The organism is Pseudomonas berkeleyensis, from assembly GCF_014109765.1.
Classification (GTDB): domain Bacteria; phylum Pseudomonadota; class Gammaproteobacteria; order Pseudomonadales; family Pseudomonadaceae; genus Aquipseudomonas; species Aquipseudomonas berkeleyensis.
The window spans coordinates 1,534,335-1,560,659 of record NZ_CP059139.1 but is presented as its reverse complement, the minus strand read 5'-3'; the positions used below and the strand labels follow the sequence as shown (position 1 = coordinate 1,560,659).

The window sequence follows — 26,325 nt, the reverse complement described above, 5'->3', positions numbered from 1 at the left end:
CCTATAGCAACCAATGCACCGAATCGCACCTATGAAAGCATTCAGGCTCTATTAACGTGCACCCCGAAAACCCTGCTGAGCCATATTACGCAGCCCCGTAGCTGGCAGGAGAGTTGCTTCGCTCCTCTCGACCCAGAACAACAAGCGAGCCCCGATGAGCGATACCGCCCTGATACTCCTGGCCCTGCTGGTCGTACTGCTGTCGCTCGGCTACTGGTTCACTCACCGCACGGAGAATCGCCAGCGCAAAGCCAGCAAGCGGGCAGATACCGAATTGGTGCAGCGCTGCCTCGACCTGCTCCAGGCCTTGCAGCAACATCGCGGCCTGGGCGCGCAACAGGATGCGGCCAGCGTCATGCAGCGCAACGCGCTGGCACAGCAACTGGATGAACTCTGGCTGAACTGGCCCGGCGCCAGCTTGCAGTTGCCGCCGCTGCAACAGCACTGGCCGCAGTTACGCCGCAAACCCGCCGACTTCGATGCGCACTGTCGCTTGATCGAGGCACTGCTGGAAGTGATCGAACACCTGGAAGATCGCCTCTATCGCCAGGATCACCACAGGATTCGCGGCCTCGGCGAGGCCTGCCGTTCGCTCGAAGACCTCGCCCGGCTGCGCGGCCTGGCAGTGCGCGCCGCCAATTACGAACGCTGCCCGCCAGGGCTGCAGATGCAATTGCGCTTTCTCTGCAACCGCCTGCTCGATCAGGAGCAGGATCTGCCACTGCTCGCCCTGATCGAACGCCTGCAGAGCGACCTGATCGAGCCGGCGCAGATTCGCCTGGCACCCACTGACTGCTTCGCCCTGCTCACCCCGCTGATCGAGCAGCGCCTGCAAGGCATTCGTCTGAGCCTTGATTGAAACGTTGAAATAACCCCTACGTCGCCCCATGTAGCAACCAACGTGCAAGCAAAGGTGCTCCATGAACGATCAGGACATCCACTCCGAAGCTGTCGAAGAAAACGCGCAATCCACCACCGGCCTGGTGCTGCCCGCGCAAAGGCTGCCGGACAAGCTCTACATCATCCCCATTCACAACCGCCCGTTCTTCCCAGCCCAGGTACTGCCGGTGATCGTCAACGAGCATCCCTGGGGGCGCACGCTCAAGCGCGTGGACAACACCGAGCACAAGTGCCTGGCGGTGTTCTACGTCGACAACCCGCCTGACGAGAATGGTGAGTTCGACCTCGACAGCCTGCCCGAACACGGCACCCTGGTGCGCGTACACCATGTCAGCGAGGAAGGCGGCAAGCTGCAGTTCGTCGCTCAAGGCCTTACTCGTGTACGCATTCGCGGCTGGCTAAGCCGCCGCGGCCCATACCTGGCCGAAGTCGAATACCCACAGGCGCCCGCCGACCCGCGCGACGAGGTCAAGGCCTACGGCATGGCGCTGATCAACGCGATCAAGGAGTTGCTGCCACTCAACCCGCTGTACAGCGAGGAGCTGAAGAACTACCTCAACCGCTTCAGCCCCAACGAACCGTCGCCACTCACCGACTTCGCTGCTGCGCTGACTACTGCCTCGGGCCGCGAGCTGCAGGACGTACTGGACACCGTGCCCATGCTCAAGCGCATGGAAAAGGTGCTGCCGCTGCTGCGCAAGGAGGTCGAGGTCGGTCGCCTGCAGAAAGAACTGTCCGCCGAGGTGAACAAGCAGATCGGCGAGCGCCAGCGCGAGTTCTTCCTCAAGGAGCAGCTCAAGCTGATCCAGCAGGAGCTGGGCATCAGCAAGGACGACAAGAGCGCAGATCGCGAGGAATTCCTCGCCCGCCTCGAAGGCAAGACCCTGCCCGCGCCCGCCAAAAAACGCATCGACGAGGAACTGAACAAGCTGTCGATCCTCGAGGCCGGCTCGCCGGAGTACGCCGTCACCCGTAACTACCTGGACTGGGCCACTGCCCTGCCCTGGGGCATTCATGGCGAGGACAAGCTCGACCTGGGTCGCGCACGCAAGGTGCTGGACAAGCACCACGCCGGCATGGACGACATCAAGGAGCGCATCACCGAGTTCCTGGCCGTCGGCGCCTTCAAGGGCGAGATAGCCGGCTCCATCGTTTTGCTGGTCGGCCCGCCCGGCGTGGGCAAGACCAGCATCGGCAAGTCCATCGCCGAATCGCTCGGCAGGCCGTTCTACCGTTTCTCGGTCGGCGGCATGCGTGACGAAGCAGAGATCAAGGGCCATCGTCGCACCTACATCGGCGCCATGCCCGGCAAGCTGGTACAGGCGCTGAAGGAAGCCGAGGTGATGAACCCAGTGATCATGCTCGACGAGATCGACAAGATGGGCACCAGCTACCAGGGCGACCCGGCCTCGGCGCTGCTGGAGACCCTCGATCCGGAGCAGAACGTCGAATTTCTCGACCACTACCTGGATCTGCGCCTGGATCTGTCCAAGGTGCTGTTTGTCTGCACCGCCAACACCCTCGATTCGATTCCCGGACCGCTGCTCGACCGTATGGAAGTGATCCGCCTGTCCGGCTATATCACCGAGGAGAAGCTGGCCATCGCCAAGCGCCACCTGTGGCCCAAACAGTTGGAAAAAGCCGGCGTGCCGAAAGCGCGCCTTGGTATCAGCGATGCAGCGCTACGTGCGGTGATCGAAGGCTATGCCCGCGAAGCCGGTGTGCGCCAGTTGGAGAAACAGCTGGGCAAGCTGGTGCGCAAGTCGGTGGTCAAATTGCTGGAAGATCCTGACGCGAAAATCCGTATAGGCGCCAAGGATCTGGAAGAAGCCCTCGGCATGCCGGTGTTCCGCAACGAGCGCGTGCTGGCCGGCACTGGCGTGATCACCGGCCTGGCCTGGACCAGCATGGGCGGCGCCACCCTGCCCATCGAGGCGACGCGCATCCATACGCTCAACCGCGGCTTCAAGCTCACCGGCCAGCTCGGCGAGGTGATGAAGGAGTCGGCGGAGATCGCCTACAGCTACGTCAGCTCGCACCTCAAGCAGTTCGGCGGCGACCCGACCTTCTTCGACCAGGCCTTCGTCCACCTGCACGTACCGGAAGGCGCCACGCCCAAGGACGGCCCCAGCGCCGGCATCACCATGGCCAGCGCCCTGCTCTCCCTGGCGCGCAATCAGGCGCCGAAAAAAGGCGTGGCCATGACTGGCGAGTTGACCCTCACCGGCCAGGTGCTGCCCATCGGCGGCGTGCGCGAAAAGGTGATCGCGGCGCGGCGGCAGAAGATCCATGAGCTGATCCTCCCGGAGGCCAATCGCGGCAGCTACGAGGAACTGCCGGACTATCTCAAGGAAGGCATCACCGTGCACTTCGCCAAACGCTACAGCGATGTGGCCAAGGTGCTGTTCGACTGACCCAGGTGCGCGCGGCGCACCCTACGGCTCGCATGCCGCACCCCGGTGCGGCTATGCTGGGCCCAGGTTTCGTCGACTGGAGTTCGTCATGCACGCCACCTTGCGCCTGCTTACCCTGCCCGCCCTGGCCCTGCTCACCGCCTGTGCCCATCAATCCGGCACGCTGGAGCTGAAGAAGGATCGGCAGTGCCCACTGACGCTGAACAAGGGCCAGCAATTGATTCTCAGCCTGCCGAGCAACCCGACCACCGGCTTTCGCTGGGAAGTGCGTGATGCGGCGCCGAACGTGTTGCAGAGCCTTGGCCCGGAGGTGTACAGCAACCCGGAAGAGGCTGGGCTGGTGGGCGCTGGCGGTATCTCCACCTGGCGCTTTACCGCTCGCGAGCCGGGCGAAGGTCGACTGCTACTGACCTACCAGCAACCCTGGGAGCCGAACGTACCGCCGGCGGAAACCTTCGAGTGTGAATTGCGGGTGAAGTGAGCAAGCCGAACACGGTAGAGCTTCTGTGGGAGGAGCTTTAGCCGCGACGATTCGAAGCCAATCGCCGCTAAAGCGCCTCCCACGAATCCGTAGGGCGGGTGCAACCCACCACCTATTCATGGCGGGTTTCACCCGCCCTCCAGGCTGAAAACGAACAAGGGGCGCATGATGTGCCCCCTTCTTTTTCCGCGTTTCACGGCTGAAGCCGCTCCTACATAGATTGCGTACGCCTTGATTGTAGGAGTGGCTTCAGCCGCGAATGCCAGGCTCAGCTCTTGAGCCGGTAACCGGTCTTGAAGATCCAGCCCACCAGCGCGATGCACAGAGCCAGGAAGCCCAGCACCATGGCCAGGCTGACCCCGACATTGACGTCGGACACGCCGTAGAAGCTCCAGCGGAACGCGCTGATCAGGTACACCACCGGGTTGAACAGGGTCACCGTCTGCCAGGCTGGCGGCAGCATGCTGATCGAGTAGAAGGCGCCACCGAGGAAGGTCAGCGGCGTGACGATCAGCGCCGGGACGATCTGCAGTTTCTCCCAGCCATCTGCCCATACGCCGATGATGAAACCGAACAGGCTGAAGGTCAGCGCCGTCAGCACCAGGAACGCCGCCATCCACACGGGATGTTGAATCTCGAAATCGACGAACAGCCGCGCCGTGATCAGGATGATGATGCCGAGGATCACCGACTTGGTCGCCGCCGCACCGACATAGCCGATAAGGATTTCCAGGTAGGACACCGGCGCCGACAGCAACTCGTAGATACTCCCCGAATACTTGGGCATGTAGATGCCGAACGAGGCGTTGGAGATGCTCTCCGTCAGCAGCGCCAACATGATCAGGCCGGGAATGATGAAGGCGCCGTAGCTCACACCGTGCACCTGGGTCATGCTCGAACCGATGGCCGAGCCGAACACCACGAAATACAGCGAGGTGCTGATCACCGGCGTGGCGATGCTCTGCAGCAGGGTGCGCCAGGTGCGTGCCAGCTCGAACAGGTAGATGGCCTTGATGGCGTACAGGTTCATGCGCGCGACTCCTTGAGCAGGGACACGAAAATCTCCTCCAACGAACTCTGGCTCGACTGCAGATCCTTGAAGTCGATGCCGTGCTGGGCCAGGTCGCGCAGCAACTCGGCAATGCCAGTGTTCTCGTGCTGGGCATCGAAGGTGAACACCAGCGCATGGCCTTGATCGGCCAGCTCCAGGCCATAGCGCGCCAGCTCGGCCGGCACGCAGGACAACGGCTGCTGCAACTGCAGGGTCAGTTGCTTCTTGCCCAACTTGTGCATCAGCACCTGCTTGTCCTCCACTAGGATGATGCGCCCCTTGCTGATGACCCCGATGCGGTCGGCCATTTCCTCGGCCTCTTCGATGTAGTGGGTGGTGAGGATGATGGTCACGCCGCGCTCGCGCAGGCGCCTGACCATATTCCACATGTCGCGGCGCAGCTCGACATCGACACCGGCGGTGGGCTCATCGAGAAAGAGAATCTGCGGCTCGTGGGAGAGCGCCTTGGCGATCATCACCCGGCGCTTCATGCCGCCGGACAGTTCCATGATCTTGGCGCCCCGCTTGTCCCACAGCGACAGATCCTTGAGCAGTTGCTCCAGGTAGGCCGGGTCGGGCTTCTTGCCGAACAGGCCGCGGCTGAACTTGACCGTCGCCCATACCGTTTCGAACACGTCGCTGACCAGCTCCTGCGGCACCAGGCCGATCTGCGAGCGAGCCGCGCGGTAGTCGCGGACGATGTCCTTGCCGCCGACCAGCACCTTGCCCTCGCCCGGATTGACGATGCCGCAGATGATGCTGATCAGGGTGGTCTTGCCGGCGCCATTGGGGCCGAGCAAGGCGAAGATCTCGCCCTGGCGAATATCCAGGTTGATGCCCTGCAACGCCGGATGCCCGGACGCGTAGGTCTTGTTCAGTTGCGCGATGGAAATGACCGACTGCACGGTGGGTTGTCCCTTGCCTGCGGAAAACACCACAGTCTACAGGGCTCGGGCAGCGCCATCACCGCGCACCATGAAAAACGGCGCACTTGTGGTGCGCCGGGGATGCAGCAGGTGAGGTAAGGAACGATTGCACCGCTTGTGGCAGTGCAACGATAGGCCAGGCAGCACGTGCTACCCAGCATATTCGGTGGTGAACAGAACCGTAGGGCGGGTGAAACCCGCCGCCTCAGTTGGCGGGTTGCCCCCGCCCTACAATGGGGTCAGCAACTTGCCGGTGGCGATGAAGCTCTGCAGATTGTCCAGCACCAGATCGGCCATCTGCTGGCGGGTCTCGACGCTGGCACTGCCGACGTGTGGCAGCAGCACCACGTTGTCCAGTTCGCGCAATGCCGCTGGCACCTGGGGTTCGCGTTCATAAACGTCCAGGCCTGCGCCGGCAATCACACGATCTTGCAATGCCGCGATCAGCGCCGACTCATCGACCACCGAGCCGCGCGCCACGTTGATCAGAAAACCATCAGCCCCCAGCGCTGCGAGTACCTCGGCGTCGATCAGGTGATAGGTGGCCTGGCCACCTGGGCAGGTCAACACCAGAAAATCCGCCCAGCGCGCCAGTTCCAGCAGATCCGGCTCGTGCTGATAGCGGCTGCCCACGACCGGACGGCGATTGTGGTAACGCACCGGCATGGAGAAACCTGCCGCGCGCTGCGCCACCGCTTCGCCGATACGCCCCAGACCGACGATGCCCAGGCGCTTGCCACTGACCCGCCGCGCCAGGGGGAAACCCGTGGTGCTGTTCCAGGCGCCACTGCGCACGAAGCGATCCGACGCCGACAAAAGCCGCGCGCTGTCGATCATCAGGCCCATGGCCAGATCCGCCACGCAGTCGTTGAGCACATCTGGCGTGGTGCTGATGGCGATGCCGCGCTCACGCAGCAATTCCAGCGGGTATGGGTCGTAGCCGACACCGAAACTGCAGATCACCCGCAGATTGGGCAGCAGCCGCAGTTGATCAGCCGTACAACCGAAGCGCGCCGAGGACACCATGTAGATGAACTGCTCGCCCTGCTCACGCAGAAACGCCAGCGGATCGGCCTGTTGCCACAGGGCACTCACCTCATAGCGTTGCGCCAGCTCTTGGTTGAAGCGCTCGCTCAGCGGGCCGATTTGCAGCACGCGGGGTTTGTTCATGAAGACTCCTGATCAGGTCACTGGCGCCGGATTGAACAGCACCAGATCGTTATGCAGGCGCAGGCGTTCAGCGCAGGTCTGCTTACGGCCGCTGGCAACATCCAGGTACAGCTGGAAAATCGCCCAGCCCATTTGCTCCAGGGTCATGCGCCCGGAGACGATCTGCCCGGCATCGACGTCGATCAGATCCGGCCAGCGCTCGGCCAATTGCGTACGCGTGGCCACCTTGATCACCGGCACCATGGACAGGCCATAGGGGGTGCCGCGACCGGTGGTGAAGATATGCAGGTTCATGCCCGCTGCCAACTGCAAAGTGCCGCAGATGAAATCACTGGCCGGGGTGGCGCAGAACCACAGGCCCTTACCGCGAATACGCTCACCCGGCGCGACGACACCGGCAATGGTGCTGTTGCCGGATTTGGCGATCGAGCCCATGGCCTTCTCGACAATGTTGTTCAGCCCGCCCTTCTTGTTGCCCGGCGTGGTGTTGGCGCTGCGGTCGGCCATGCCGCGCTGCAGGTAGCGGTCATACCAGTCCATCTCGCGAATCAACGCATCGGCCACCGCGACGCTGGCGGCGCGCGGCGTGAGCAGGTGGATACCGTCACGCACCTCGGTATTCTCGGAAAACATCACCGTAGCGCCAGCACGCACCAGCAGGTCGGCAGCGACGCCGAGCGCCGGGTTGGCGGTGATGCCGGAAAAGGCGTCACTGCCGCCGCACTGCATACCGACCACCAGTTCGGAGGCCGGTACCGTCTCGCGGCGACGCTGGTCGAGCACCTTCAGGCGATCCTCGATCATGTCCATGATCTGCTCGACCATGCCGGTGAAACCAGTGCCGGAATCCTGCAGGCGGAACAGCCAATCTTCCTCATCCATGCCGTTGGTGAGCTGGTCGCCATCCATCAACTGGCTGGCCTGCAGCTTCTCACAGCCGAGGCTGATCACCAGCGCCTGGCCACCGAAGTTGGGGTTGCGGCTGATGTTGTACAACGTGCGGATCGGCACCACGGCATCCGGCGCGCTGATCGCCACGCCGCAGCCGTAGCTGTGCGACAACGCCACCACATCGTCGACGTTGGGATACTTGGGCAGAACTTCCTTGCGCACGCGCTCGACCACGTGATCGAGCACGCCGACCACGCATTGCACGGTGGTGGTCACACCGAGGATGTTGCGCGTACCGACGCTGCCGTCCGGATTGCGGAAGCCCTCGAAGGTGTAGCCTTCCAGCGGCTCGCCAGGCGCGGTTTGCAGGGTCGCCTTGGGCAGGTTGTCCAAGACCGGTGGCTCGGGCATGCGCAGCACCTGCTCGGTCACCCAGCTACCGGCGGCGATGGGCTTCAGTGCATAGCCGATGACTTCACCGTAGCGCACGACCTCGCCACCTTCGGCGATGTCCTGCAACGCCACCTTGTGGCTCTGCGGAATACCTTCGACGGCCTTGAGGCCATCGGCGAACTGGCCGCCGGCGGCCACGCCCTGGTCGTTGACCACCACGCCGACATTATCGGTCGGGTGCAGGCGGATATAACGGGGCGAATCCTGATGGGGAATCAACTGCATGAATGCTTCTCCTCTTGTGCGATCAGGATACCGAGCCAGAGGCCGAGCGGGGGGCGCCAGGTTCGGCCCCCGACTGCTCGTCCAGCTCGATCCTGTGAATACGGCCAACGATGAACAGGAAACTCACGACCGCCAGCAGTGCATTGGCGGCGACATAGGCCAGCGCCCAGTCGAACGAACCGGTGCGGCTGACCAGATAACCGATGACGATAGGCGTGCTGATCGCCGCCAGGTTGCCGAAGGTATTGAACAGCCCGGCGGACAGGCCGAGGATCTGCCGCGGCGAGGTATCGGCCACCAGCGTCCAGCCCATCGAGCCCAGCCCCTTGCCGAAGAATGCCAGCGCCATCAACGCCACCACCGCAGCATCGCTCTCGGCGTAGATGCACAGCACCAGGCTGCCCGACAGCAGCAGGCCGACCACGACCGGCAGCTTGCGGGCCAGGGTCAGCGAATAACCACGACGCAGCAGACCGTCGGACAACAGGCCGCCCAGCAGACCGCCGACACAACCGGCAATCGCTGGCACCGATGCGGCAAACCCGGCACCGATGATGCTCATGCCGCGCGCCTGCACCAGATAAACGGGAAACCAGGTCAGGAAGAAATAGGTAATAGCGTTGTTGCAGTACTGACCAAAATAGATGCCCAGCAAGGTGCGCTGGCCAAGCAGCAGACGCAGATGACGCCACTGCGGGCCGGCCTTGCTTGTCGCCTGGGTTTCCAGATCGATCAGGCCGCCGCCACTCTCGATGAACGTTCGTTCCGCCTCGCCCAGGCGCGGATGCTCGCGTGGGCTGTGCATCTCCCGGAGCCATACCAGCGACAGCGCGAGCCCCATGCAACCCAGCACGATGAACACCTGCTGCCAGCCGAACGCGTAGACCACCCAGCCCATCAGCGGCGCGAACAACGCCGTGGCAGCGTATTGCGCCGAGCTGGAAATGGCCGTGGCAGTCGCACGCTCCGCCGTGGGAAACCACGACGCGATGATCCGTGCATTGCCAGGGAAACAGGGCGCCGCGGCAAAGCCCACCGCCAGGCGCAATAGGAACATGGTCGTTATCGCCCAGGCCACCGGCAACAGATCGACGAAACCCTGCAACAGGGTCAGCAGCGACCAGGCGAACAAGGCCAGGATATAGACCGGCTTGGTACCGAAGCGATCGAACAGCCAGCCACCCGGAATCTGCCCGAGCACGTAGGCCCAGCCGAACGCCGAGAAAATGTAGCCGAGCGTCAGCGCATCGATGCCCAGCCCTTCCTGCAGCGCCGAACCGGCGATCGACATGCTGGAACGGTCAGCAAAGGTGATCGTCGTGGCCAGGAACAGCACCAGCAGGATGGAGTAACGCGCTCGGCCCGGTTTGGCTGCTTGCATCGAGAAGACTCGCGTGTGGAAAGACTATATCTGCGCCAAGCACTGAAAAACTGCTGCAAAGCTCCGCAGGGCCAGCCGGCGGTGTCCCGTTTCAGCCCGTAGGGTGGGCTTCAGCCCACCAACTCTAGTCAGCGTGGGCTAAATCCCACCCTACGGAAACGCGACTCCCGGATCAGCGCACCATGCAGGGCCGCTTGTTGTTGAACGTCCAGTTGGGGATCAGGTACTGCATGGCGATGGCATCGTCACGCGCGCCCAGGCCCTTAGCCAAATACAGCTCATGCGCCTGTGCCAGCGCATCCCAGTCCAGCTCGACGCCCAGGCCCGGCGCCTTCGGCACCTGCACCAGGCCACCCTCGATACGCAACGGATTGCGCGTCAGGTGCTGGCCGTCCTGCCAGATCCAGTGGGTGTCGATGGCGGTGACGCGCCCCGGCGCGGCAGCGGCAACGTGGGTGAACATGGCCAGGGAAATGTCGAAGTGGTTGTTCGAGTGCGAACCCCAGGTCAGGCCCCAGTCGTTGCACATCTGCGCCACGCGTACGGAACCGGCCATGGTCCAGAAGTGCGGGTCGGCCAGCGGGATGTCCACCGATTGCAGGGAAATGGTGTGGCCCATCTGCCGCCAGTCGGTGGCGATCATGTTGGTCGCGGTGGGCAGGCCGGTGGCGCGACGGAACTCGGCCATCACTTCGCGGCCGGAATAGCCGTTCTCGGCACCGCAAGGGTCTTCGGCATAAGCCAGCACGCCATGCAGGTCACGGCACAGGGCAATGGCCTGATCCAGCGACCAACCGCCGTTGGGGTCGAGGGTCACACGGGCCTCTGGGAAGCGCGCGGCCAGGGCGCGAATCGCCTCGACCTCGGCCTCGCCATGGAGCACACCGCCCTTGAGTTTGAAGTCGTTGAAGCCGTAGCGCGCATGTGCGGCCTCGGCCTGGCGAACGATGGCCTCGGGGGTCAGCGCGGTTTCGTTGCGCGTGCGGAACCAGGTGTCGTCGGCATCACGCTCGTCGCGGTAACCGAGGTCGGTCTTGTCCTTGTCGGCGATGAAGAACAGATAGCCGAGCATTTCCACAGCGTCACGTTGCTGACCTTCGCCAAGCAGTGCGGCAACCGGCACGCCCAGGTGCTGACCGAGCAGGTCGAGCAGCGCCGACTCCAGCGCGGTGACGGCATGAATAGTGATGCGCAGGTCGAAGGTCTGCAGGCCACGACCGCCGGAGTCGCGATCGGCGAAGGCACGGCGTACCTGGTTGAGCAGCGCATTGTAGTTGCCGACTGGCTGGCCAACGAGGATCGAGCGGGCGTCTTCGAGAGTCTTGCGAATACCCTCGCCGCCGGGGACTTCGCCTACACCGACATGGCCGGCGCTGTCCTTGAGAATGAGGATGTTACGCGTGAAATAAGGGCCGTGAGCCCCGCTCAGGTTGAGCAGCATGCTGTCCTGACCGGCGACCGGCACGACTTGCAGCTCGGTAATCAACGGGGTGCCGACGGCGGCAGTGGTCTGTGAATTCATGAACGTTACCCTGTTTGTTTTTATACGGGTTTGACTGAATTGCATGGGCGACGGGGCGGATGAGCAATCGCCATCCGCCCCGCGCGATCAACCGATGTAGGTGGTCTTCACCGTGGTGTAGAACTCCTGGGCGTAGCGACCCTGCTCGCGCGGGCCATAGGACGAACCTTTGCGGCCACCGAACGGCACGTGGTAATCCACGCCGGCAGTGGGCAGGTTGACCATGACCATGCCAGCCTGGGCATGACGCTTGAAATGGTTGGCGTACTTCAGCGAAGTGGTGCAGATGCCGGCGGAAAGACCGAACTCGGTGTCGTTGGCCATGACCAACGCCGCCTCGTAGTCGGCCACGCGAACCACGTTGGCCACCGGGCCGAAGATTTCCTCGCGGCTGATGCGCATGTCGCCCGTGCTACCAGCGAACAGCGTCGGTGCGAGGAAGTAGCCTTCGGTGTCACAGGTCACCAGCGCGCCACCGGATACCAGCTCGGCGCCTTCCTGCTTGCCGATCTCGATGTAGCGCAGATCCTGATCCAGCTGAGCCTGCGACACCACCGGACCGATATCGGTGCCAGTCTTGAGCGCATGACCGACGCGGATCGAACGCATGCGCTCGACCATGGCCGCGACGAAACGGTCATGGATGCCATCGGTGACGATCAGCCGGCTGGACGCCGTGCAACGCTGGCCGGTGGAGTAGAAGGAGCTTTGCACCGCCAGCTCCACGGCGACGTCGAGGTCGGCGTCGTCGAGGATGATCTGCGGATTCTTGCCGCCCATCTCCAACTGCACCTTGGCACCACGGGCAATGCAGTTGGCGGCGATGGTACGCCCCACGCCAACCGAACCGGTGAAGCTGATGCCATCGACGCGCTTATCGCCGACGAGGGTTTCACCGACCTCACGGCCAGTACCCATCACCAGGTTGAATACGCCGGCCGGGAAGCCAGCACGCGAGATGATCTCGGCGATGGCCCAGGCGCTGCCCGGCACCAGATCGGCCGGTTTGAACACCACGCAGTTACCGTGGGCTAGGGCCGGGGCGATCTTCCAGGAAGGGATGGCAATGGGGAAATTCCACGGCGTGATCAGGCCCACCACACCCAACGGCTCGCGGGTGATCTCGACCGACACGCCTGGGCGCACCGACGGGATGATCTCACCGCTCAGGCGCAGGCACTCGCCAGCGAAGAACTTGAAGATATTGCCAGCACGCGTCACCTCGCCGATGGCTTCGGGCAGGGTCTTACCTTCTTCACGGGCGAGCAGCTCACCGAGTTCCTGGCGACGCGCGAGAATCTCGCTGCCGACCTTGTCCAGCGCATCGCTGCGCGCCTGGATGCCGGAGGTCGACCAGGCCGGAAAAGCCGCGCGGGCCGCCTCGATGGCCAACCCTACCTGGGCCGTGTCGGCCTTGGCATATTCACCGACCACATCGCTCAGATCCGAGGGATTGATGTTGAGCGCATAGTCGTTGCCAGCAACCCACTGGCCGCCGATGTAATTGTCATAACGCCGAGTCATGGGATTCTCCCGCTGCACACGAGGTGAAAACCAACACGTTCGGCCAAGGGGCGTCGAACCCTGCTCAACGCCTGCTTGGCCGCCGCTTAGAACCTGTTCACGATCTGCTGCGCGTCGGCCCTACTGCGTTAAAAACAAGCTCGGAATGCTCATTTACAGCTCGTAAAGTCGAGCGCGACTCCGACCGTTCCTCGCCTGTTTTTGCCTTGTATGGCTCTAGCTCGCGAGATCGTGAACAGGTTCTTACACCGTTATCAGGCTGTGCTTACTGAGCGCCTTGCGCCTTGATCAGAGCAGCCAGTTGCTCGACTTCTGCCGGCAGCAGGTCGGTCAGCGGGGCACGAACCGGACCTGCGTCGTAACCGGCGATCTTGGCGCCAGCCTTGACGATGCTCACCGCGTAACCAGCCTTGCGGTTGCGGATGTCCAGGTACGGCAGGAAGAAGTCATCGATGATCTTGCCAACGGTGGCGTGATCGTCACGGGCGATCGCGCGGTAGAAGTCCATGGCGGTCTTCGGAATGAAGTTGAACACGGCCGAGGAATAGACCGGTACGCCCAGGGCCTTGTAGGCAGCGGCGTAGACTTCAGCGGTCGGCAGGCCGCCCAGGTAGGTCAGGCGCTCGCCCAGGCGGCGACGGATGGAAACCATCAGTTCGATATCGCCCAGACCGTCCTTGTAACCGATCAGGTTCGGGCAACGCTCGGCCAGTTGCTCCAGCAGCGTGGCGTTCAGGCGGCAGACGTTACGGTTGTAGACCACCACACCGATGTTCACCGATTTGCAGACCTGCTCGACGTGAGCGGCAACGCCGTCCTGGGAGGCTTCGGTCAGGTAGTGCGGCAGCAGCAGCAGGCCCTTGGCGCCCAGGCGCTCGACTTCCTGAGCGTACTGGATGGCCTGACGGGTGGAACCACCGACGCCAGCGAGAATTGGCACGCTCTTGGCGCAGGTGTCGACGGCAGTCTTGATGACCGAGGAGTACTCATCAGCGGCCAGGGAGAAGAACTCACCAGTGCCACCGGCTGCGAACAGGGCAGATGCGCCATACGGGGCCAGCCACTCGAGGCGACGAACGTAGCCTTCCGGGTTGAATTCACCATTGGCATCGAAATCGGTCAGCGGGAAAGACAGCAGACCGGAGGAGAGGATGGACTTCAGTTCTTGTGGATTCATTATGCGAACACCCTGTAAAGCGAGTTGTGAGGAATAACGTCAGCCGAAGCTGTAGAGATACGTTATCGTACAACAACAAAAAAAACACCTCTTTTCGTACCATCCGTTCGTCGAAGGTTCTTCGCCATCCACTCGACGGGCTTTCCTGCACACCGCTAAACAGCGCCCTGGAACAGTTCACCCGCCAATTCCCGGCGAGGCCGGTAGCGCAGAGCGCAAGACACCTCGAGCGTTGACAGAGAAAAACCGCGCTGGTACTAATCCACACCAAGTCATACGACAACATATAACAATATCCAAGGCCCAGGTCATGCCCTCGACCTCCCCTGCACGTTCCGGCTCATGGCTACGTCCATGCCCTCCCGCCAGCGCCAGCTTCACCGGCTCGCGCCCTGCTCGTCGTAACGAATGCCACGCCCAGCGCGTCGCGTTCCAAGCCCCAGCCACGACAGCCACCCTGATCAGCACCTTCGCCACAACGGCCATCGGCCGTATCACGCTCGGAGCCCTCTAGATGCACGCTACCTCTGCCACGCCTCTGATCACCGACATGCACGTCATCCCCGTCGCCGGTCACGACAGCATGCTGCTCAACCTCTGTGGCGCCCATGCGCCCTACTTCACCCGTAACCTGGTGCTGCTCAAGGACAGCGCCGGACGTACCGGCTGCGGCGAGGTACCGGGCGGCGAAGGCATTCGTCAGGCCCTGGAACGCTGCCGCGATCTGGTGATCGGCCAGCCCGTCGGGCGCTACAACCGCATCCTCAACAGCCTGCGCCAGGCCATTGCCGGGCCGGCCAAGGGGCCGCAGACCACCCAGCACCAGGTCACCTCCGAGTCCGAAGCGCGGGTGCTGAAACAGCCTCATGAGATCAACCTGCGCCTGGACAACGTGATCACCGCCGTCGAAGCCGCCCTGCTCGACCTGCTTGGCCAGCATCTGGACGTCCCCGTTGCCGAGTTGCTCGGCAGCGGCCAGCAACGCGACAGCGTGCCCATGCTCGCCTACCTCTTCTATATAGGAGAGCGCCAGCGCACCGACCTGCCCTACCTCGCCGGCCAGGGTTCGCCCGATGACTGGTATCACCTGCGCCATCAGGCCGCGATGACGCCTGAGGCCATCGCCCGTCTCGCCGAGGCCGCGCATGCTCGTTACGGTTTCAACGATTTCAAGCTCAAGGGCGGCGTCATGCGTGGCGAAGAGGAGATGGACGCCATCCGCGCGATCAAGGCGCGCTTCCCCGATGCCCGCGTCACCCTCGACCCCAACGGTGCCTGGTCGCTGGACGAAGCCATCGCCCTGTGCAAAGGCCAGGGCCACGTACTGGCGTATGCCGAAGACCCCTGCGGCCCAGAGAACGGCTATTCCGGCCGCGAGGTGATGGCCGAGTTCAAACGCGCCACCGGCATTCCCACCGCCACCAACATGGTCGCCACCGACTGGCGGCAGATGGGCCACTCACTGCGCCTGGAAGCCGTGGACATTCCCCTGGCCGACCCGCACTTCTGGACCATGCAGGGCGCCGTGCGCCTCGGCCAGGTGTGCGAGGAGTTCGGCCTGACCTGGGGCTCGCACTCCAACAACCACTTCGACATCTCCCTGGCCATGTTCACCCATGCCGCCGCGGCGGTGCCCGGCCGCGTCACCGCCATCGACACCCACTGGATCTGGCAGGAAGGCGAAGAGCGCCTGACCCGCGAGCCACTGCAGATCGTCGGCGGCCAGGTACAAGTGCCGGATCGCCCCGGGCTCGGCATCGAACCGGACATGCAGCGGATCATGGCCGCCCATGAGCTGTACAAGAAAGTCGCCAACGGCGCCCGCGACGACGCCATGGCCATGCAGTACCTGGTACCGGGGTGGCAGTACGATCCCAAACGGCCGAGCCTGGGACGGGAATGATGTCAGTCATGCCTATGGATAGGCCGTGACTTCCATGGTGAGCCAGGTTCGCTTGGTCACAGCAACCGGCTCAACCGACGAAGCGACACGACACTGACACATTACTGTCATCGAACTGTTATCAAATAAGGCCAAAAGCCAGCACAGGTGTGTGCAGCAGTCGGCTCGGTGAAATGGATATCCACACGGCAGCGCTCCGCCAAGGAGCGCCCCACCCTTCCCCATTTCCCGAGGCGTGCCCCTCATGCTGAAAAAATCCCTGCGTGCGCAGATTCTCTCCCTGCTCGGCGGCAGCCTGGCGCTGATCCTGGTGACCGCCCTGGCCTGCTTCAGCTTCCTCTCTGCCGGCCTGCAGTCATACCGTGGCCTGCTCGACGGCCCACTGGAATCCTCACGACTGATCGACGCAGCCAACGTCGAGTTCAAGACCCAGGTACAAGAATGGAAGAACGTGCTGCTGCGTGGTCAGGACAGTGCCAACCTGCAGCGCTACTGGGGCCAGTTCGAAGCCCAGGAACGCAAGGTGCAGGAGATTCTGGCTCAGCTGACGCAGGTCGCGACCACCGAACCGGCACTGAAATCCCAGGTCGAGCGCCTGCGTAGCGAACACCAGACCCTCGGCGCAAACTACCGCAAAGGCCGCGATGCCTTCATTGCCGCCGGCGCTGACGCCAAGGTCGGTGATGAGGCAGTCAGGGGCATTGACCGGGCCGCCAGCGAGCAAATGACCGCACTGGTCGACCAGTTGCGGCAAAACAGCCGAAGCCAGGCCGAGCAGATCAATGCCAGCGCAGCCAGTACCATCCTCAGCGGTACCCTGCTGATGCTCGCCGCCGCGTTGGTGATCACCGTATTCAGCCTGTGGCTGGTCAACCGCAACCTGATCATCCCCATTCGCCACCTGATCGGCCATGTCGATCAACTCAGCCATGGCCAGTTCGGCCAACGCGTGGAAAGCGCCCGTCAGGACGAGCTGGGTCTGCTGGCTCGTGCCGCCAACAAGCTGCGTGATTTCCTCGCCAGCACCACCGAACGCCTGCACCACAGCACCCAGAATCTCGACAGCGCCAGCAGCGAACTGAATGCCATCGCCTCACGCATGACCGAAGGCGTGAACGAGCAGTTCGAGCGCACCGATCAGGTCGCCACCGCCATGCACGAGATGTCCGCAACCGCACAGGAGGTGGCGCGACACGCCGCCGATGCCGCGCGGGCGGCCAACGATGCCGACGACTCTGCTCGTCAGGGCGGCAGCGTGATGCAATCGACCATCGCCACCATCACCGACATCCGCGGCGAGATCGCCAGTACTGCCAAGGTCATCCGTCGCCTGGAAAGCGACAGCGGACGCATCGGCAAGGTGCTGGAAGTGATCCGCGGTATCGCCGAGCAGACCAACCTGCTGGCACTCAACGCCGCTATCGAGGCTGCCCGCGCGGGGGAACAGGGCCGCGGCTTCGCCGTGGTCGCCGATGAAGTGCGGCACCTGGCCCAACGCACGGCCGAATCCACCGCCGAGATCAATCAAATCATCAACACCGTGCAAAATGGCGCACTGGATGCCGTACGCGCCATCGAGAGTGGCCAGCAACGCAGCGAACAGGGCGTCACCCAGGTCACCGAAGCCGGCGCCATGTTGCAGCGCATCACCACAGCAGTGGAGGCGATACGTGACATGAACCGACAGATTGCCACCGCCGCCGAAGAACAGACCTCGGTGGCCGAGGATATCTCGCGCAACCTCACCGAACTGACAGCCATCGCCAGCGCCAACCAGGACAACGTCGGCCGTACCCAGACCGCCAGTAGCGCACTGCATCAACTCTCCAGCGAGCTTGGCGAAGTGACCCGCCGCCTGGGCTCCTGAGGCCTTCGCAAGCTGCGCACAAGGACGTGCCGGATCACGCCACAGAGACGCTTTGACAGCCGAGGTTTCTGGCACTAAGGTGCCTCTCTTGCCTATTCCCAGGCCCTCCCTCTGCTTGCCAAGGAAACGGAATATGTTGCTCCGTCGCATGCTCATCATGCTCGGTGTGGTACTGCTCGTAGTACTCGCCCTCGCCGCCTACAAAGGTTTCTCCATCTACCAGCAGATCCAGATGTTCTCGGCGCCGCAGCCGGCCATCAGTGTGTCTGCCGCCACCGCCGTGCAGCAGCCCTGGCAGGGGCGCCTGCCGGCCATCGGCACGCTCAAGGCATACCAGGGCGTGGATCTGGCTGCGGAAGTGGACGGTATCGTGCGCGAAGTGCTGTTCGAATCCGGACAGAAGGTCACCCTCGGTCAGCCGCTGATCCAGCTCGACAGCGAAGTGGAGCGCGCCAGCCTGGCCACCGCCGAGGCCGAGCGCAGCCTGGCGCAGATCGAGTACGAGCGTGGCCGTAGCCTGGTCAGCCGTTCGAATATCTCCAAGAGCGAGTTCGACCGCCTGGCCTCGACCCTGCAGAAAGCCACCGCCAGCGTCGCCCAGCTCAAGGCGCAGCTGGACAAGAAGCGCATCAATGCGCCCTTCGCCGGCACCATCGGCATTCGCCAGGTCGACCCGGGCAACTACCTGTCGCCGGGCGCCACCATCGCCACCTTGCAGGATCTGTCGCGCCTGCACGTGGACTTCTTCCTGCCGGAACAGCAGGCCCCGCGCCTGAGCGTCGGTCAGCGCGTGCTGCTCAAGGTCGCCGCTTACCCGGACGAGAGCTTCGAAGGGCAAATCGCCGCGATCAACCCCAAGGTGGAGAACGAGACCCGCAACCTGCAGGTACGCGCCACCCTGAACAACCCTGACGAGAAGCTGCTGCCCGGCATGTTCGCCAATCTGCAGGTGCTGCTGCCCAGCGAGGAGCAGGTGATCGTGGTACCGGAAACCGCCATCACCTACACCCTGTACGGCAATTCAGTCTATGTGATCGACGAGAAGAAGGATGACAAGGGTGAGGTGGTCAAGGACGCGGACGGCAAGACGCAATTGGCCGTCGAGCGCCGTTTCGTCGAGACCGGCGAGCGTCGTGACGGTCGCGTGATGATCCTCAAGGGCCTGGAAGCCGGCCAGCAGGTGGTCACGTCCGGCCAGTTGAAGCTGGACAACGGCGCCCACGTCGCCATCGTCGACGACCCGGTGCAGCCCGACAGCGTCGAACCGAGCCCCAACTGACAAGTCCCGAGGCAGCCGCCGGATAGCGGCTGCCTCGGGCAGCAACAGCCAAGGAAATCATCATGGCTTTCACCGATCCGTTCATCCGTCGCCCCGTGCTGGCCACCGTGGTCAGCCTGCTGATCGTCCTGCTCGGTATCCAGGCGTTCAGCAAGCTGGTCATCCGCCAGTATCCGCAGATGGAAAACGCCCTGATCACGGTCACCACCGCCTATCCCGGGGCCAATGCCGAGACCATCCAGGGCTACATCACCCAGCCGCTGCAGCAGAGCCTGGCCAGCGCGGAAGGCATCGACTACATGACGTCGTCGAGCCAGCAGAACCTGTCGACCATCTCCATCTATGCGCGCATCGGCGCCAACACCGACCGCCTGTTCACCGAGCTGCTGGCCAAGGCCAACGAGGTGAAGAACCAGCTGCCACAGAACGCCGAAGACCCGGTGCTTTCCAAGGAAGCCGCCGACGCCTCGGCGCTGATGTACGTCAGCTTCTACAGCGACGAGCTGTCCAACCCGCAGATCACCGACTACCTGTCGCGCGTGATCCAGCCCAAGCTGGCCACCCTGCCCGGCATGGCCGAGGCGCAGATTCTCGGCAACCAGGTGTTCGCCATGCGCCTGTGGCTCGACCCGGTGAAGATGGCCGCCTACGGCGTCACTGCCGGCGACCTCAACGACGCGGTGCGCAAGTACAACTTCCTCTCCGCCGCTGGCGAGGTGAAGGGCCAGTACGTGGTCACCAGCATCAACGCCAGCACCGACCTGAAATCGGCCGAGGCTTTCGGCGCCATCCCGGTGAAGACGGTCGGCGACACCCGCGTGCAAGTGCGTGACATCGCCCGCGTGGAAATGGGCGCGGAGAACTACAACTCGATCAGTTCCTTCGACGGCATTCCCTCGGTGTACATCGCTATCAAGGGCACCCCAAGTGCCAACCCGCTGGACGTGATCAAGCACGTGCGCGCCGCCCTGCCGGATCTGGAAGCGCAACTGCCGCCGAACCTCAAGGTGGCCATCGCCTACGATGCCACCGAGTTCATCCAGGCTTCCATCGACGAAGTGGTCAAGACCCTGATCGAAGCGGTACTGATCGTCATCGTCGTGGTATTCCTGTTCCTCGGTGCGTTCCGCTCAGTACTGATCCCGGTGATCACCATTCCGCTGTCGATGATCGGCGTGCTGTTCTTCATGCAGCTGATGGGCTACTCGATCAACCTGCTGACGTTGCTGGCCATGGTGCTAGCCATCGGCCTGGTGGTGGACGACGCCATCGTCGTGGTGGAAAACATTCACCGCCATATCGAGGAAGGCAAGACGCCGTTCGATGCCGCCATCGAAGGCGCCCGCGAAATCGCCGTGCCGGTGATCTCGATGACCATCACCCTGGCCGCGGTGTACGCGCCCATCGGTTTCCTCGAAGGCCTGACCGGCGCGCTGTTCAAGGAGTTCGCCCTGACCCTGGCCGGCGCGGTGATCATCTCCGGCATCGTCGCCCTGACCCTGTCGCCGATGATGTGCGCCAAGCTGCTGCGCCACGAGGAGAACCCCTCGGGCCTGGCACACCGCCTGGACGTCATCTTCGACAAACTCAAGACCCGTTACCAGAAGGCCCTGCACGGCACCCTCAACACTCGCCCGGTGGTAATCGTGTTCGGCGTGATCGTGATGGCGCTGATTCCTGTACTGCTCGCCTTCACCCAGAGCGAGCTGGCGCCAGAGGAAGACCAGGGCATCGTGTTCATGATGACCCAGTCGCCGCAGCCGACCAACCTGGACTACATCAACGGCTACACCGACCAGTTCGTGGAAATCTTCAAGACCTTCCCCGAGTACTACTCGTCGTTCCAGATCAACGGTTTCAATGGCGTGCAGTCGGGTATCGGCGGCTTCCTACTGCAACCCTGGAATGAACGTAACCGCACGCAGATGGAGATCCTTCCGGAAGTGCAGGCCAAGCTCAACCAGATTCCCGGCCTGCAGATCTTCGGCTTCAACCTGCCGTCACTGCCGGGTACCGGCGAGGGCCTGCCCTTCCAGTTCGTGATCAACACGCCGAACGACTACGAGTCGCTGCTGCAGGTGGCCGAGCGGGTCAAGGCGCGTGCCCAGGAGTCGGGCAAGTTCGCCTTCCTCGACATAGACCTGGCCTTCGACAAGCCGGAAATCGTCGTCGACATCGACCGTGAGAAGGCCGCGCAGATGGGCGTGTCCATGGAAGACCTGGGCAGCACCCTGTCCAGCCTGCTCGGCGAGGGCGAGATCAACCGCTTCACCATCGACGGTCGCAGCTACAAGGTGATCGCCCAGGTGGAACGCGCCTACCGCGACAATCCGGGCTGGCTCGACAGCTACTACGTGCGCAGCGAGAGCGGCCAGATGGTGCCGCTGGGCACGCTGATCAACATCAGCGACCGTGCCCGACCGACCCGATTGAACCAGTTCCAGCAGCTCAACTCGGTGATCATCCAGGGCTTCCCGATCGCCAGCATGGGCGAGGCCATCGACACGGTGACCAAGATCACCCAGGAAGAAGCGCCGCGCGGCTACAGCTACGACTATGCCGGCGCCTCGCGCCAGTACGTGCAGGAAGGCAGCGCGCTGTTCCTCACCTTCGGTCTGGCGCTGGCGATCATCTTCCTGGTGCTGGCGGCGCAGTTCGAAAGCTTCCGCGACCCGCTGGTGATCCTCGTCACCGTACCGCTGTCGATCTGCGGCGCGCTGATTCCGATCTTCCTCGGCTTCTCGACCATGAACATCTACACCCAGGTGGGTCTGGTGACGCTGATCGGCCTGATCAGCAAGCACGGCATCCTGATCGTCGAGTTCGCCAACCAGTTGCGCCGCGAGAAAGGCCTGCCGGTACGTGAAGCCATCGAGGAAGCCGCGTCGATTCGCTTGCGTCCGGTACTGATGACCACCGCCGCCATGGTATTCGGCATGGTGCCGCTGATCCTCGCCACCGGTGCCGGTGCGGTGAGCCGCTTCGACATCGGCCTGGTGATCGCCACCGGCATGAGTGTCGGTACCGCCTTCACCCTGTTCGTCCTGCCTTGCGTCTACAGCCTGCTGGCCAAGCCGGATGCGCAGCCGCAGGAACAGGCGCAGCCCGCCCCCACCCATTGATCCCCCTGACCTCTCCCTCGCGGGAGAGGCCCCTTCCGCAAAGCACGCAAGGCGGATCGGAACGCCGACCGCTCGTAGGGCGGATCGGGCCGCCGACCGCTCGTAGCGAAGCGAACAGTCCGCCTTTCCTCGTCACCTCGCAAATCCAACGGCGTACTGCTTCGCGAACGGAGCGCCGCCCGGTACGCCCTACCACGGGTACGCCTATGTGCAACGGCAGCAGAACTTGGCCGTTGGTAACAGGCAAACGACAGAAGGTCTCAATTAATCCTTGCTATTTATGTAATAGGAATTATTCTCAGTTACGTAAAAACGGCCAAGGAGAACTGCCATGACCTACCTGATCGATGCCTGGCTGGATCGGCCACATCCTTATCTGCGCATCCTCAATCGCGAAACCGGCGAAGTCTGCGCCATGCTCGAAGAAGAAGCATTGGACGAACTGCGCGACCAGGGTGACCTGGATCTGCACGAACTGAACTCCAGCGAGCCCAGCGTGCTCAAGGAGCTGGTGCGCAGCCTGTTTCTCTACTGCTACGCGCGGGCCTTGCGGCCCTGAAATGCTCGCAGTGAGCATGGACGGATATTCGCCATTGCCCGGTGCGCATAGCGCACCCTACCTGGAGAAACGCAAACGGGGCGCCCTGTCACCAGGGCGCCCCGCTTCGTAGGGTGCGCCGTGCGCACCGATACCGCGATCTCTTACAGAATATCGAGCAGCTCGACATCGAACACCAGCACACTGTGCGGCGGAATGCTGCCGACACCCTGCGCGCCGTAGGCCAGCTCGCTCGGTACATGCAGACGCCACTTGCTGCCGGTGCCCATCAGTTGCAGTGCCTCGACCCAACCCGGGATCACACCACCCACCGGGAATTCGGCCGGCTGGCCACGCTCGTAGGAGCTGTCGAACACGGTGCCGTCGATCAGCGTGCCATGGTAGTGGGTACGCACCTGGTCTTCGGCCGACGGCTTGGCGCCCTCGCCTGCTACCAGCACTTCGTACTGCAGGCCCGACGGCAATACGGTCACGCCTTCACGCTTGGCGTTTTCGGTCAGGTAGGCACGACCTTCGCCGGCAGCCGCTTCGGCCTTGGCAGCGGCTTCAGCCTGCATCACTTCGCGGATCACCTGGAAGCTGGCCGACAGTTCAGCCTCGGAAACACGGCTGGCCTGGCCAGTGAACGCATCAGTCACACCAGCCAGGATCGCTTCCAGGCTCACGCCGGGCGGCGGGTTATCGCGCAGTTGACCGCCGAGTTGGCGACCGATGCCGTAGCTGACGCGACCCTCGTCGGAGGACAGATCGGGGCTGAAGGTGAGTTCGGACATGAAAGGCTCCGCTTGGGGCTGCAAAAAGGCCGGCCAGACTAGCACAGAACGGCCCCAGGCCAAGCGCCTGGCGATTGCGCGTAACGCAATCGACATCTCGCCCGATTCGCCAGTTGACCTGGCGCAACACCGACTACCTTTAGCTAAGGTTCACTTAATGAAAAGCCAGCCATCATAAAGCCATCACTTTCGTTCTAGCCCCTGGCCAGGAGCGTGCGTCGTGCAAAAGGGCAGCAAGGTCAGTCTTCGGACATGGATATGGCGCGCCTTCGTGCAAACGGCGCTGATTCCACTGATATTGGTGGAAACGGTACTGATCAGCATCTATCTGCTGACCAACGTGTCGATCCGCGATGCTCAGGTCAATCACCTGCGGGAAATGGCCATCGGCGATCTGCAGACCTCCGCGACCCAGGAAGCCCACCTGATACGCAGCGAGCTTGGCCATATCGCCCGGCTGACCGCGACCTACGCCACGCTCACCCAGGAAACCCTGCGCGACAGCCGGCCCGTCGCACCGGCCACCCTGGCGACCAGCCCCAATGGCGTTCGCTACAGCGACAAGGATGACGGCGGCTCGGCCTCCTTCTACTCCAGTGCCACGCCGTTGCAGCAGCAGGACATGAGCAAGGTGGCGCGCCTGGCGCACCTCGACCCCTTCATGCGCGAAACCGCCCGCCACAACCCCCTGATCGCCAGCATCTATTTCAACAGTTGGGACAACTACAACCGTATCTATCCCTGGTTCGACACGCTGCACCAGTACCCGCAGGACATGGTCATTCCCGACTACAACTTCTACTACCTCGCCAGCCCCGCCCACAACCCACAGCGCAAGGTGACCTGGACCGACGTCTACCTCGACCCAGCCGGCCAGGGCTGGATGCTGTCGTCCATCGCCCCGGTGTTTCGCGGTGACTTCCTCGAAGGCGTGGTTGGCCTGGACATCACCGTCGGCAAGCTGCTCGAACACATCCAGAAGCTGAACGTGCCCTGGGACGGCTACGCCATGATCGTCAGCCAGGACATGAACATCATGGCACTGCCGCCGGCCGGCGAGGATGACTTCGGCCTCGACGAGCTGACCACCCACTCCTACGACGAAGCGATCAGCTCGGAGCTGTTCAAGCCCGAAGACTTCAACCTGGGCAAACGTGCCGACACCGAGAAGCTCGCCAAGGCCATCGCCCAGAATGACAGCGGCGTGCTCTCCATGCCGCTCAACGGCCGTCAGCACCTGGTTGCCTGGGCCACCATTCCGGCCACCAACTGGCACCTGCTCACGGTGGTCGATGAAGCCGAAGTGTTCAGCCAGACCAACGCCCTGGCCAATCACTACCGCAACATCGGCTACCTGCTGATCGCCGGCCTGGTGCTCTTCTATCTGTTGTTCTTCGCCATCATGTGGGGGCGCACGCGCAACCTGAGCGACAAGCTCAAGGCACCGATCGCCGGGATCGCCGCGATGTTGCAGGCCATTGGCAAGGGCAACCTGCATCCCCCCAAACCGCAAAGCGACATCGCCGAACTGGAGGGCATCATCGCCGACGTGCAGGTCATGGGTGATCAGTTGCAGCGCAGTTCCAGCCAGTTGCAACGCGCCAGCCTGGAAGCCCAGGAAGCTAGCCAAGCCAAAAGCCAGTTCATCTCCAGCATGAGCCACGAACTGCGTACACCGCTCAATGCCATCCAGGGCTTCGCCCAGCTGATGCGGATGAAAAGCCCGATACAGAACAGCAACGGCGAGGCCGACTACCTGGAAGAAATCCTTCTGGCCAGTCGTCATCTCAATCAGTTGGTAGGGGATATCCTCGACTGGTCGCGGCTGCAGAGCGAGCGGCCACGCCTGGAGCTGCACCCCATCGATGCCGTTGCCCTGATGCGCGAATGCGCGGAGCTGGTCGAACCGGAGGTCAGCGCCCATGGCCTCGATCTACAGCTTCATCTGCCCAATGACCCACTGCTGGTGCTGGCCGAACCGAGGCGCCTGCGCCAGGTACTGCTCAACCTGCTATCCAACGCCATCAAGTACACGCCCAAGGGTAGCGTCACCCTGGAATGCACCGAGGTCGGCGACAACATCCGCCTCAGCGTGAGCGACACCGGCATCGGCATCCCTGAGGAACTGCAACCCTTGCTCTTCGAGCCATTTCAGCGGCTTGGCCAGGAGAATACGGCCATTCAGGGTACCGGTATCGGCTTGTCACTGTGCAAAGAGTACGCCGCACTGATGCAGGGCCAGATAGATCTGCACAGCGAAGCCGGCACCGGCAGCTGCTTCTGGATCGAATTGCCACGCCATCGGCCTGTGAACGACACAACCGACACTGAAAGCACTGCTGCGGTGGCACGGGTCTACCACGCCGATTGCGACTTGCTGAACCGCACAACGGTGCAGCAAGCCTTGACGGATGTATCGCTCGAACAATTCGAAGATGGTCAGCGCCTGCTCGACGCAATGCTCTCCAACCCGCCGGACGCACTGCTGCTCAGTGTCGAACTGGAAGGAGTCGATGGCCGAGAGGTATTGCGTGAAGTACACCGCCAACCACAGTTTGCCGGCCTTCCCATCATCCTGCTGTGCCGCCCTGATCAGGTCGAAGAGCTGATCAGCCTTGGCGCCAGCGCCCTGCTTGCGGTGCCGATAGACCCTGTCGAGCTGCACCAACTGATTCACGATCTGACCCATGACTCACAAGGAGCTTGA

The 26,325-nt window shown here is 63.0% G+C and carries 18 protein-coding genes; 9 read left to right on the top strand and 9 right to left on the bottom strand.

Annotated features, from left to right (window positions below):
* Nucleotides 1-154 precede the first annotated feature (154 nt).
* The 3 genes from HS968_RS07170 (at nucleotide 155) to HS968_RS07160 (ending at nucleotide 3,795) form a co-directional block, all read left to right on the top strand.
* Nucleotides 155-859: a hypothetical protein gene (locus tag HS968_RS07170; protein WP_179624192.1), complete on the top strand. Its 705-nt coding sequence runs from the start codon at nucleotides 155-157 to the stop codon at nucleotides 857-859.
* Between the two features lie 61 nt (nucleotides 860-920).
* Entirely contained in the window at nucleotides 921-3,314 is a 2,394-nt protein-coding gene (gene lon, locus HS968_RS07165) for an endopeptidase La (RefSeq protein ID WP_119693506.1), read from the top strand.
* Between the two features lie 88 nt (nucleotides 3,315-3,402).
* Entirely contained in the window at nucleotides 3,403-3,795 is a 393-nt protein-coding gene (locus HS968_RS07160) for a protease inhibitor I42 family protein (RefSeq protein ID WP_179624190.1), read from the top strand.
* 268 nt (nucleotides 3,796-4,063) lie between these two features.
* Here HS968_RS07160 and HS968_RS07155 read toward each other — a convergent pair whose 3' ends face one another.
* The 8 genes from HS968_RS07155 to kdgD form a co-directional block, all read right to left on the bottom strand.
* Nucleotides 4,064-4,825: an ABC transporter permease gene (locus HS968_RS07155; RefSeq protein WP_182370743.1), complete on the bottom strand. Its 762-nt coding sequence runs from the start codon at nucleotides 4,823-4,825 to the stop codon at nucleotides 4,064-4,066.
* Nucleotides 4,822-5,751: an ABC transporter ATP-binding protein gene (locus HS968_RS07150; protein WP_182370742.1), complete on the bottom strand. Its 930-nt coding sequence runs from the start codon at nucleotides 5,749-5,751 to the stop codon at nucleotides 4,822-4,824. Before HS968_RS07150 ends, HS968_RS07155 begins: the two co-directional genes overlap by 4 nt.
* Before the next feature lie 249 nt (nucleotides 5,752-6,000).
* Entirely contained in the window at nucleotides 6,001-6,942 is a 942-nt protein-coding gene (locus tag HS968_RS07145) for a 2-hydroxyacid dehydrogenase (RefSeq protein WP_182370741.1), read from the bottom strand.
* Nucleotides 6,943-6,954: 12 nt separating this feature from the next.
* Nucleotides 6,955-8,511: a galactarate dehydratase gene (gene garD / locus HS968_RS07140; RefSeq protein ID WP_182370740.1), complete on the bottom strand. Its 1,557-nt coding sequence runs from the start codon at nucleotides 8,509-8,511 to the stop codon at nucleotides 6,955-6,957.
* A 22-nt stretch (nucleotides 8,512-8,533) separates the two neighbouring features.
* Nucleotides 8,534-9,892, bottom strand: a complete 1,359-nt coding sequence (locus HS968_RS07135) for an MFS transporter (RefSeq protein ID WP_182370739.1) — start codon at nucleotides 9,890-9,892, stop codon at nucleotides 8,534-8,536.
* 172 nt (nucleotides 9,893-10,064) lie between these two features.
* Nucleotides 10,065-11,414, bottom strand: coding sequence for a glucarate dehydratase (gene gudD / locus HS968_RS07130; protein WP_179624184.1), 1,350 nt, complete (start codon nucleotides 11,412-11,414; stop codon nucleotides 10,065-10,067).
* 87 nt (nucleotides 11,415-11,501) lie between these two features.
* Entirely contained in the window at nucleotides 11,502-12,938 is a 1,437-nt protein-coding gene (locus HS968_RS07125) for an aldehyde dehydrogenase family protein (protein WP_182370738.1), read from the bottom strand.
* A gap of 265 nt (nucleotides 12,939-13,203) precedes the next feature.
* Nucleotides 13,204-14,115 (bottom strand): 5-dehydro-4-deoxyglucarate dehydratase, encoded by a 912-nt coding sequence (gene kdgD / locus HS968_RS07120; RefSeq protein ID WP_182370737.1) that lies wholly within the window; start codon nucleotides 14,113-14,115, stop codon nucleotides 13,204-13,206.
* Nucleotides 14,116-14,629: 514 nt separating this feature from the next.
* On the opposite strand from kdgD, the gene HS968_RS07115 reads away from it, so the two are divergent.
* The 5 genes from HS968_RS07115 (at nucleotide 14,630) to HS968_RS07095 (ending at nucleotide 22,845) form a co-directional block, all read left to right on the top strand.
* Entirely contained in the window at nucleotides 14,630-16,018 is a 1,389-nt protein-coding gene (locus tag HS968_RS07115; RefSeq protein ID WP_182370736.1) for an enolase C-terminal domain-like protein, read from the top strand.
* Between the two features lie 244 nt (nucleotides 16,019-16,262).
* Nucleotides 16,263-17,885, top strand: a complete 1,623-nt coding sequence (locus HS968_RS07110; protein WP_182370735.1) for a methyl-accepting chemotaxis protein — start codon at nucleotides 16,263-16,265, stop codon at nucleotides 17,883-17,885.
* A 133-nt stretch (nucleotides 17,886-18,018) separates the two neighbouring features.
* Complete coding sequence (locus HS968_RS07105; protein WP_182370734.1) at nucleotides 18,019-19,164, top strand: efflux RND transporter periplasmic adaptor subunit; 1,146 nt, start codon at nucleotides 18,019-18,021, stop codon at nucleotides 19,162-19,164.
* A gap of 62 nt (nucleotides 19,165-19,226) precedes the next feature.
* Nucleotides 19,227-22,286 (top strand): multidrug efflux RND transporter permease subunit, encoded by a 3,060-nt coding sequence (locus tag HS968_RS07100; RefSeq protein ID WP_182370733.1) that lies wholly within the window; start codon nucleotides 19,227-19,229, stop codon nucleotides 22,284-22,286.
* A gap of 331 nt (nucleotides 22,287-22,617) precedes the next feature.
* The gene (locus HS968_RS07095; protein ID WP_106739280.1) at nucleotides 22,618-22,845 is read left to right on the top strand and encodes a PA4570 family protein; all 228 of its coding nucleotides are present in this window, start codon (nucleotides 22,618-22,620) and stop codon (nucleotides 22,843-22,845) included.
* A gap of 143 nt (nucleotides 22,846-22,988) precedes the next feature.
* Here HS968_RS07095 and HS968_RS07090 read toward each other — a convergent pair whose 3' ends face one another.
* Nucleotides 22,989-23,618 carry an FKBP-type peptidyl-prolyl cis-trans isomerase gene (locus tag HS968_RS07090; protein WP_119693493.1) on the bottom strand — a complete coding sequence of 210 codons (630 nt, stop codon included), beginning with the start codon at nucleotides 23,616-23,618 and terminating at the stop codon, nucleotides 22,989-22,991.
* Nucleotides 23,619-23,838: 220 nt separating this feature from the next.
* On the opposite strand from HS968_RS07090, the gene HS968_RS07085 reads away from it, so the two are divergent.
* The gene (locus HS968_RS07085; protein WP_182370732.1) at nucleotides 23,839-26,325 is read left to right on the top strand and encodes an ATP-binding protein; all 2,487 of its coding nucleotides are present in this window, start codon (nucleotides 23,839-23,841) and stop codon (nucleotides 26,323-26,325) included.

What these genes read in the sequence shown, in the direction of transcription:
- gudD (WP_179624184.1), bottom strand. Translation starts at nt 11,414, where the DNA reads ATGAATTCACAGACCACTGCCGCCGTCGGCACCCCGTTGATTACCGAG.
- HS968_RS07115 (WP_182370736.1), top strand. Translation starts at nt 14,630, where the DNA reads ATGCACGCTACCTCTGCCACGCCTCTGATCACCGACATGCACGTCATC.
- lon (WP_119693506.1), top strand. Translation starts at nt 921, where the DNA reads ATGAACGATCAGGACATCCACTCCGAAGCTGTCGAAGAAAACGCGCAA.
- HS968_RS07135 (WP_182370739.1), bottom strand. Translation starts at nt 9,892, where the DNA reads ATGCAAGCAGCCAAACCGGGCCGAGCGCGTTACTCCATCCTGCTGGTG.
- HS968_RS07100 (WP_182370733.1), top strand. Translation starts at nt 19,227, where the DNA reads ATGGCTTTCACCGATCCGTTCATCCGTCGCCCCGTGCTGGCCACCGTG.
- kdgD (WP_182370737.1), bottom strand. Translation starts at nt 14,115, where the DNA reads ATGAATCCACAAGAACTGAAGTCCATCCTCTCCTCCGGTCTGCTGTCT.
- HS968_RS07110 (WP_182370735.1), top strand. Translation starts at nt 16,263, where the DNA reads ATGCTGAAAAAATCCCTGCGTGCGCAGATTCTCTCCCTGCTCGGCGGC.
- HS968_RS07105 (WP_182370734.1), top strand. Translation starts at nt 18,019, where the DNA reads ATGTTGCTCCGTCGCATGCTCATCATGCTCGGTGTGGTACTGCTCGTA.
- garD (WP_182370740.1), bottom strand. Translation starts at nt 8,511, where the DNA reads ATGCAGTTGATTCCCCATCAGGATTCGCCCCGTTATATCCGCCTGCAC.
- HS968_RS07090 (WP_119693493.1), bottom strand. Translation starts at nt 23,618, where the DNA reads ATGTCCGAACTCACCTTCAGCCCCGATCTGTCCTCCGACGAGGGTCGC.
- HS968_RS07155 (WP_182370743.1), bottom strand. Translation starts at nt 4,825, where the DNA reads ATGAACCTGTACGCCATCAAGGCCATCTACCTGTTCGAGCTGGCACGC.
- HS968_RS07145 (WP_182370741.1), bottom strand. Translation starts at nt 6,942, where the DNA reads ATGAACAAACCCCGCGTGCTGCAAATCGGCCCGCTGAGCGAGCGCTTC.
- HS968_RS07125 (WP_182370738.1), bottom strand. Translation starts at nt 12,938, where the DNA reads ATGACTCGGCGTTATGACAATTACATCGGCGGCCAGTGGGTTGCTGGC.
- HS968_RS07170 (WP_179624192.1), top strand. Translation starts at nt 155, where the DNA reads ATGAGCGATACCGCCCTGATACTCCTGGCCCTGCTGGTCGTACTGCTG.
- HS968_RS07160 (WP_179624190.1), top strand. Translation starts at nt 3,403, where the DNA reads ATGCACGCCACCTTGCGCCTGCTTACCCTGCCCGCCCTGGCCCTGCTC.
- HS968_RS07095 (WP_106739280.1), top strand. Translation starts at nt 22,618, where the DNA reads ATGACCTACCTGATCGATGCCTGGCTGGATCGGCCACATCCTTATCTG.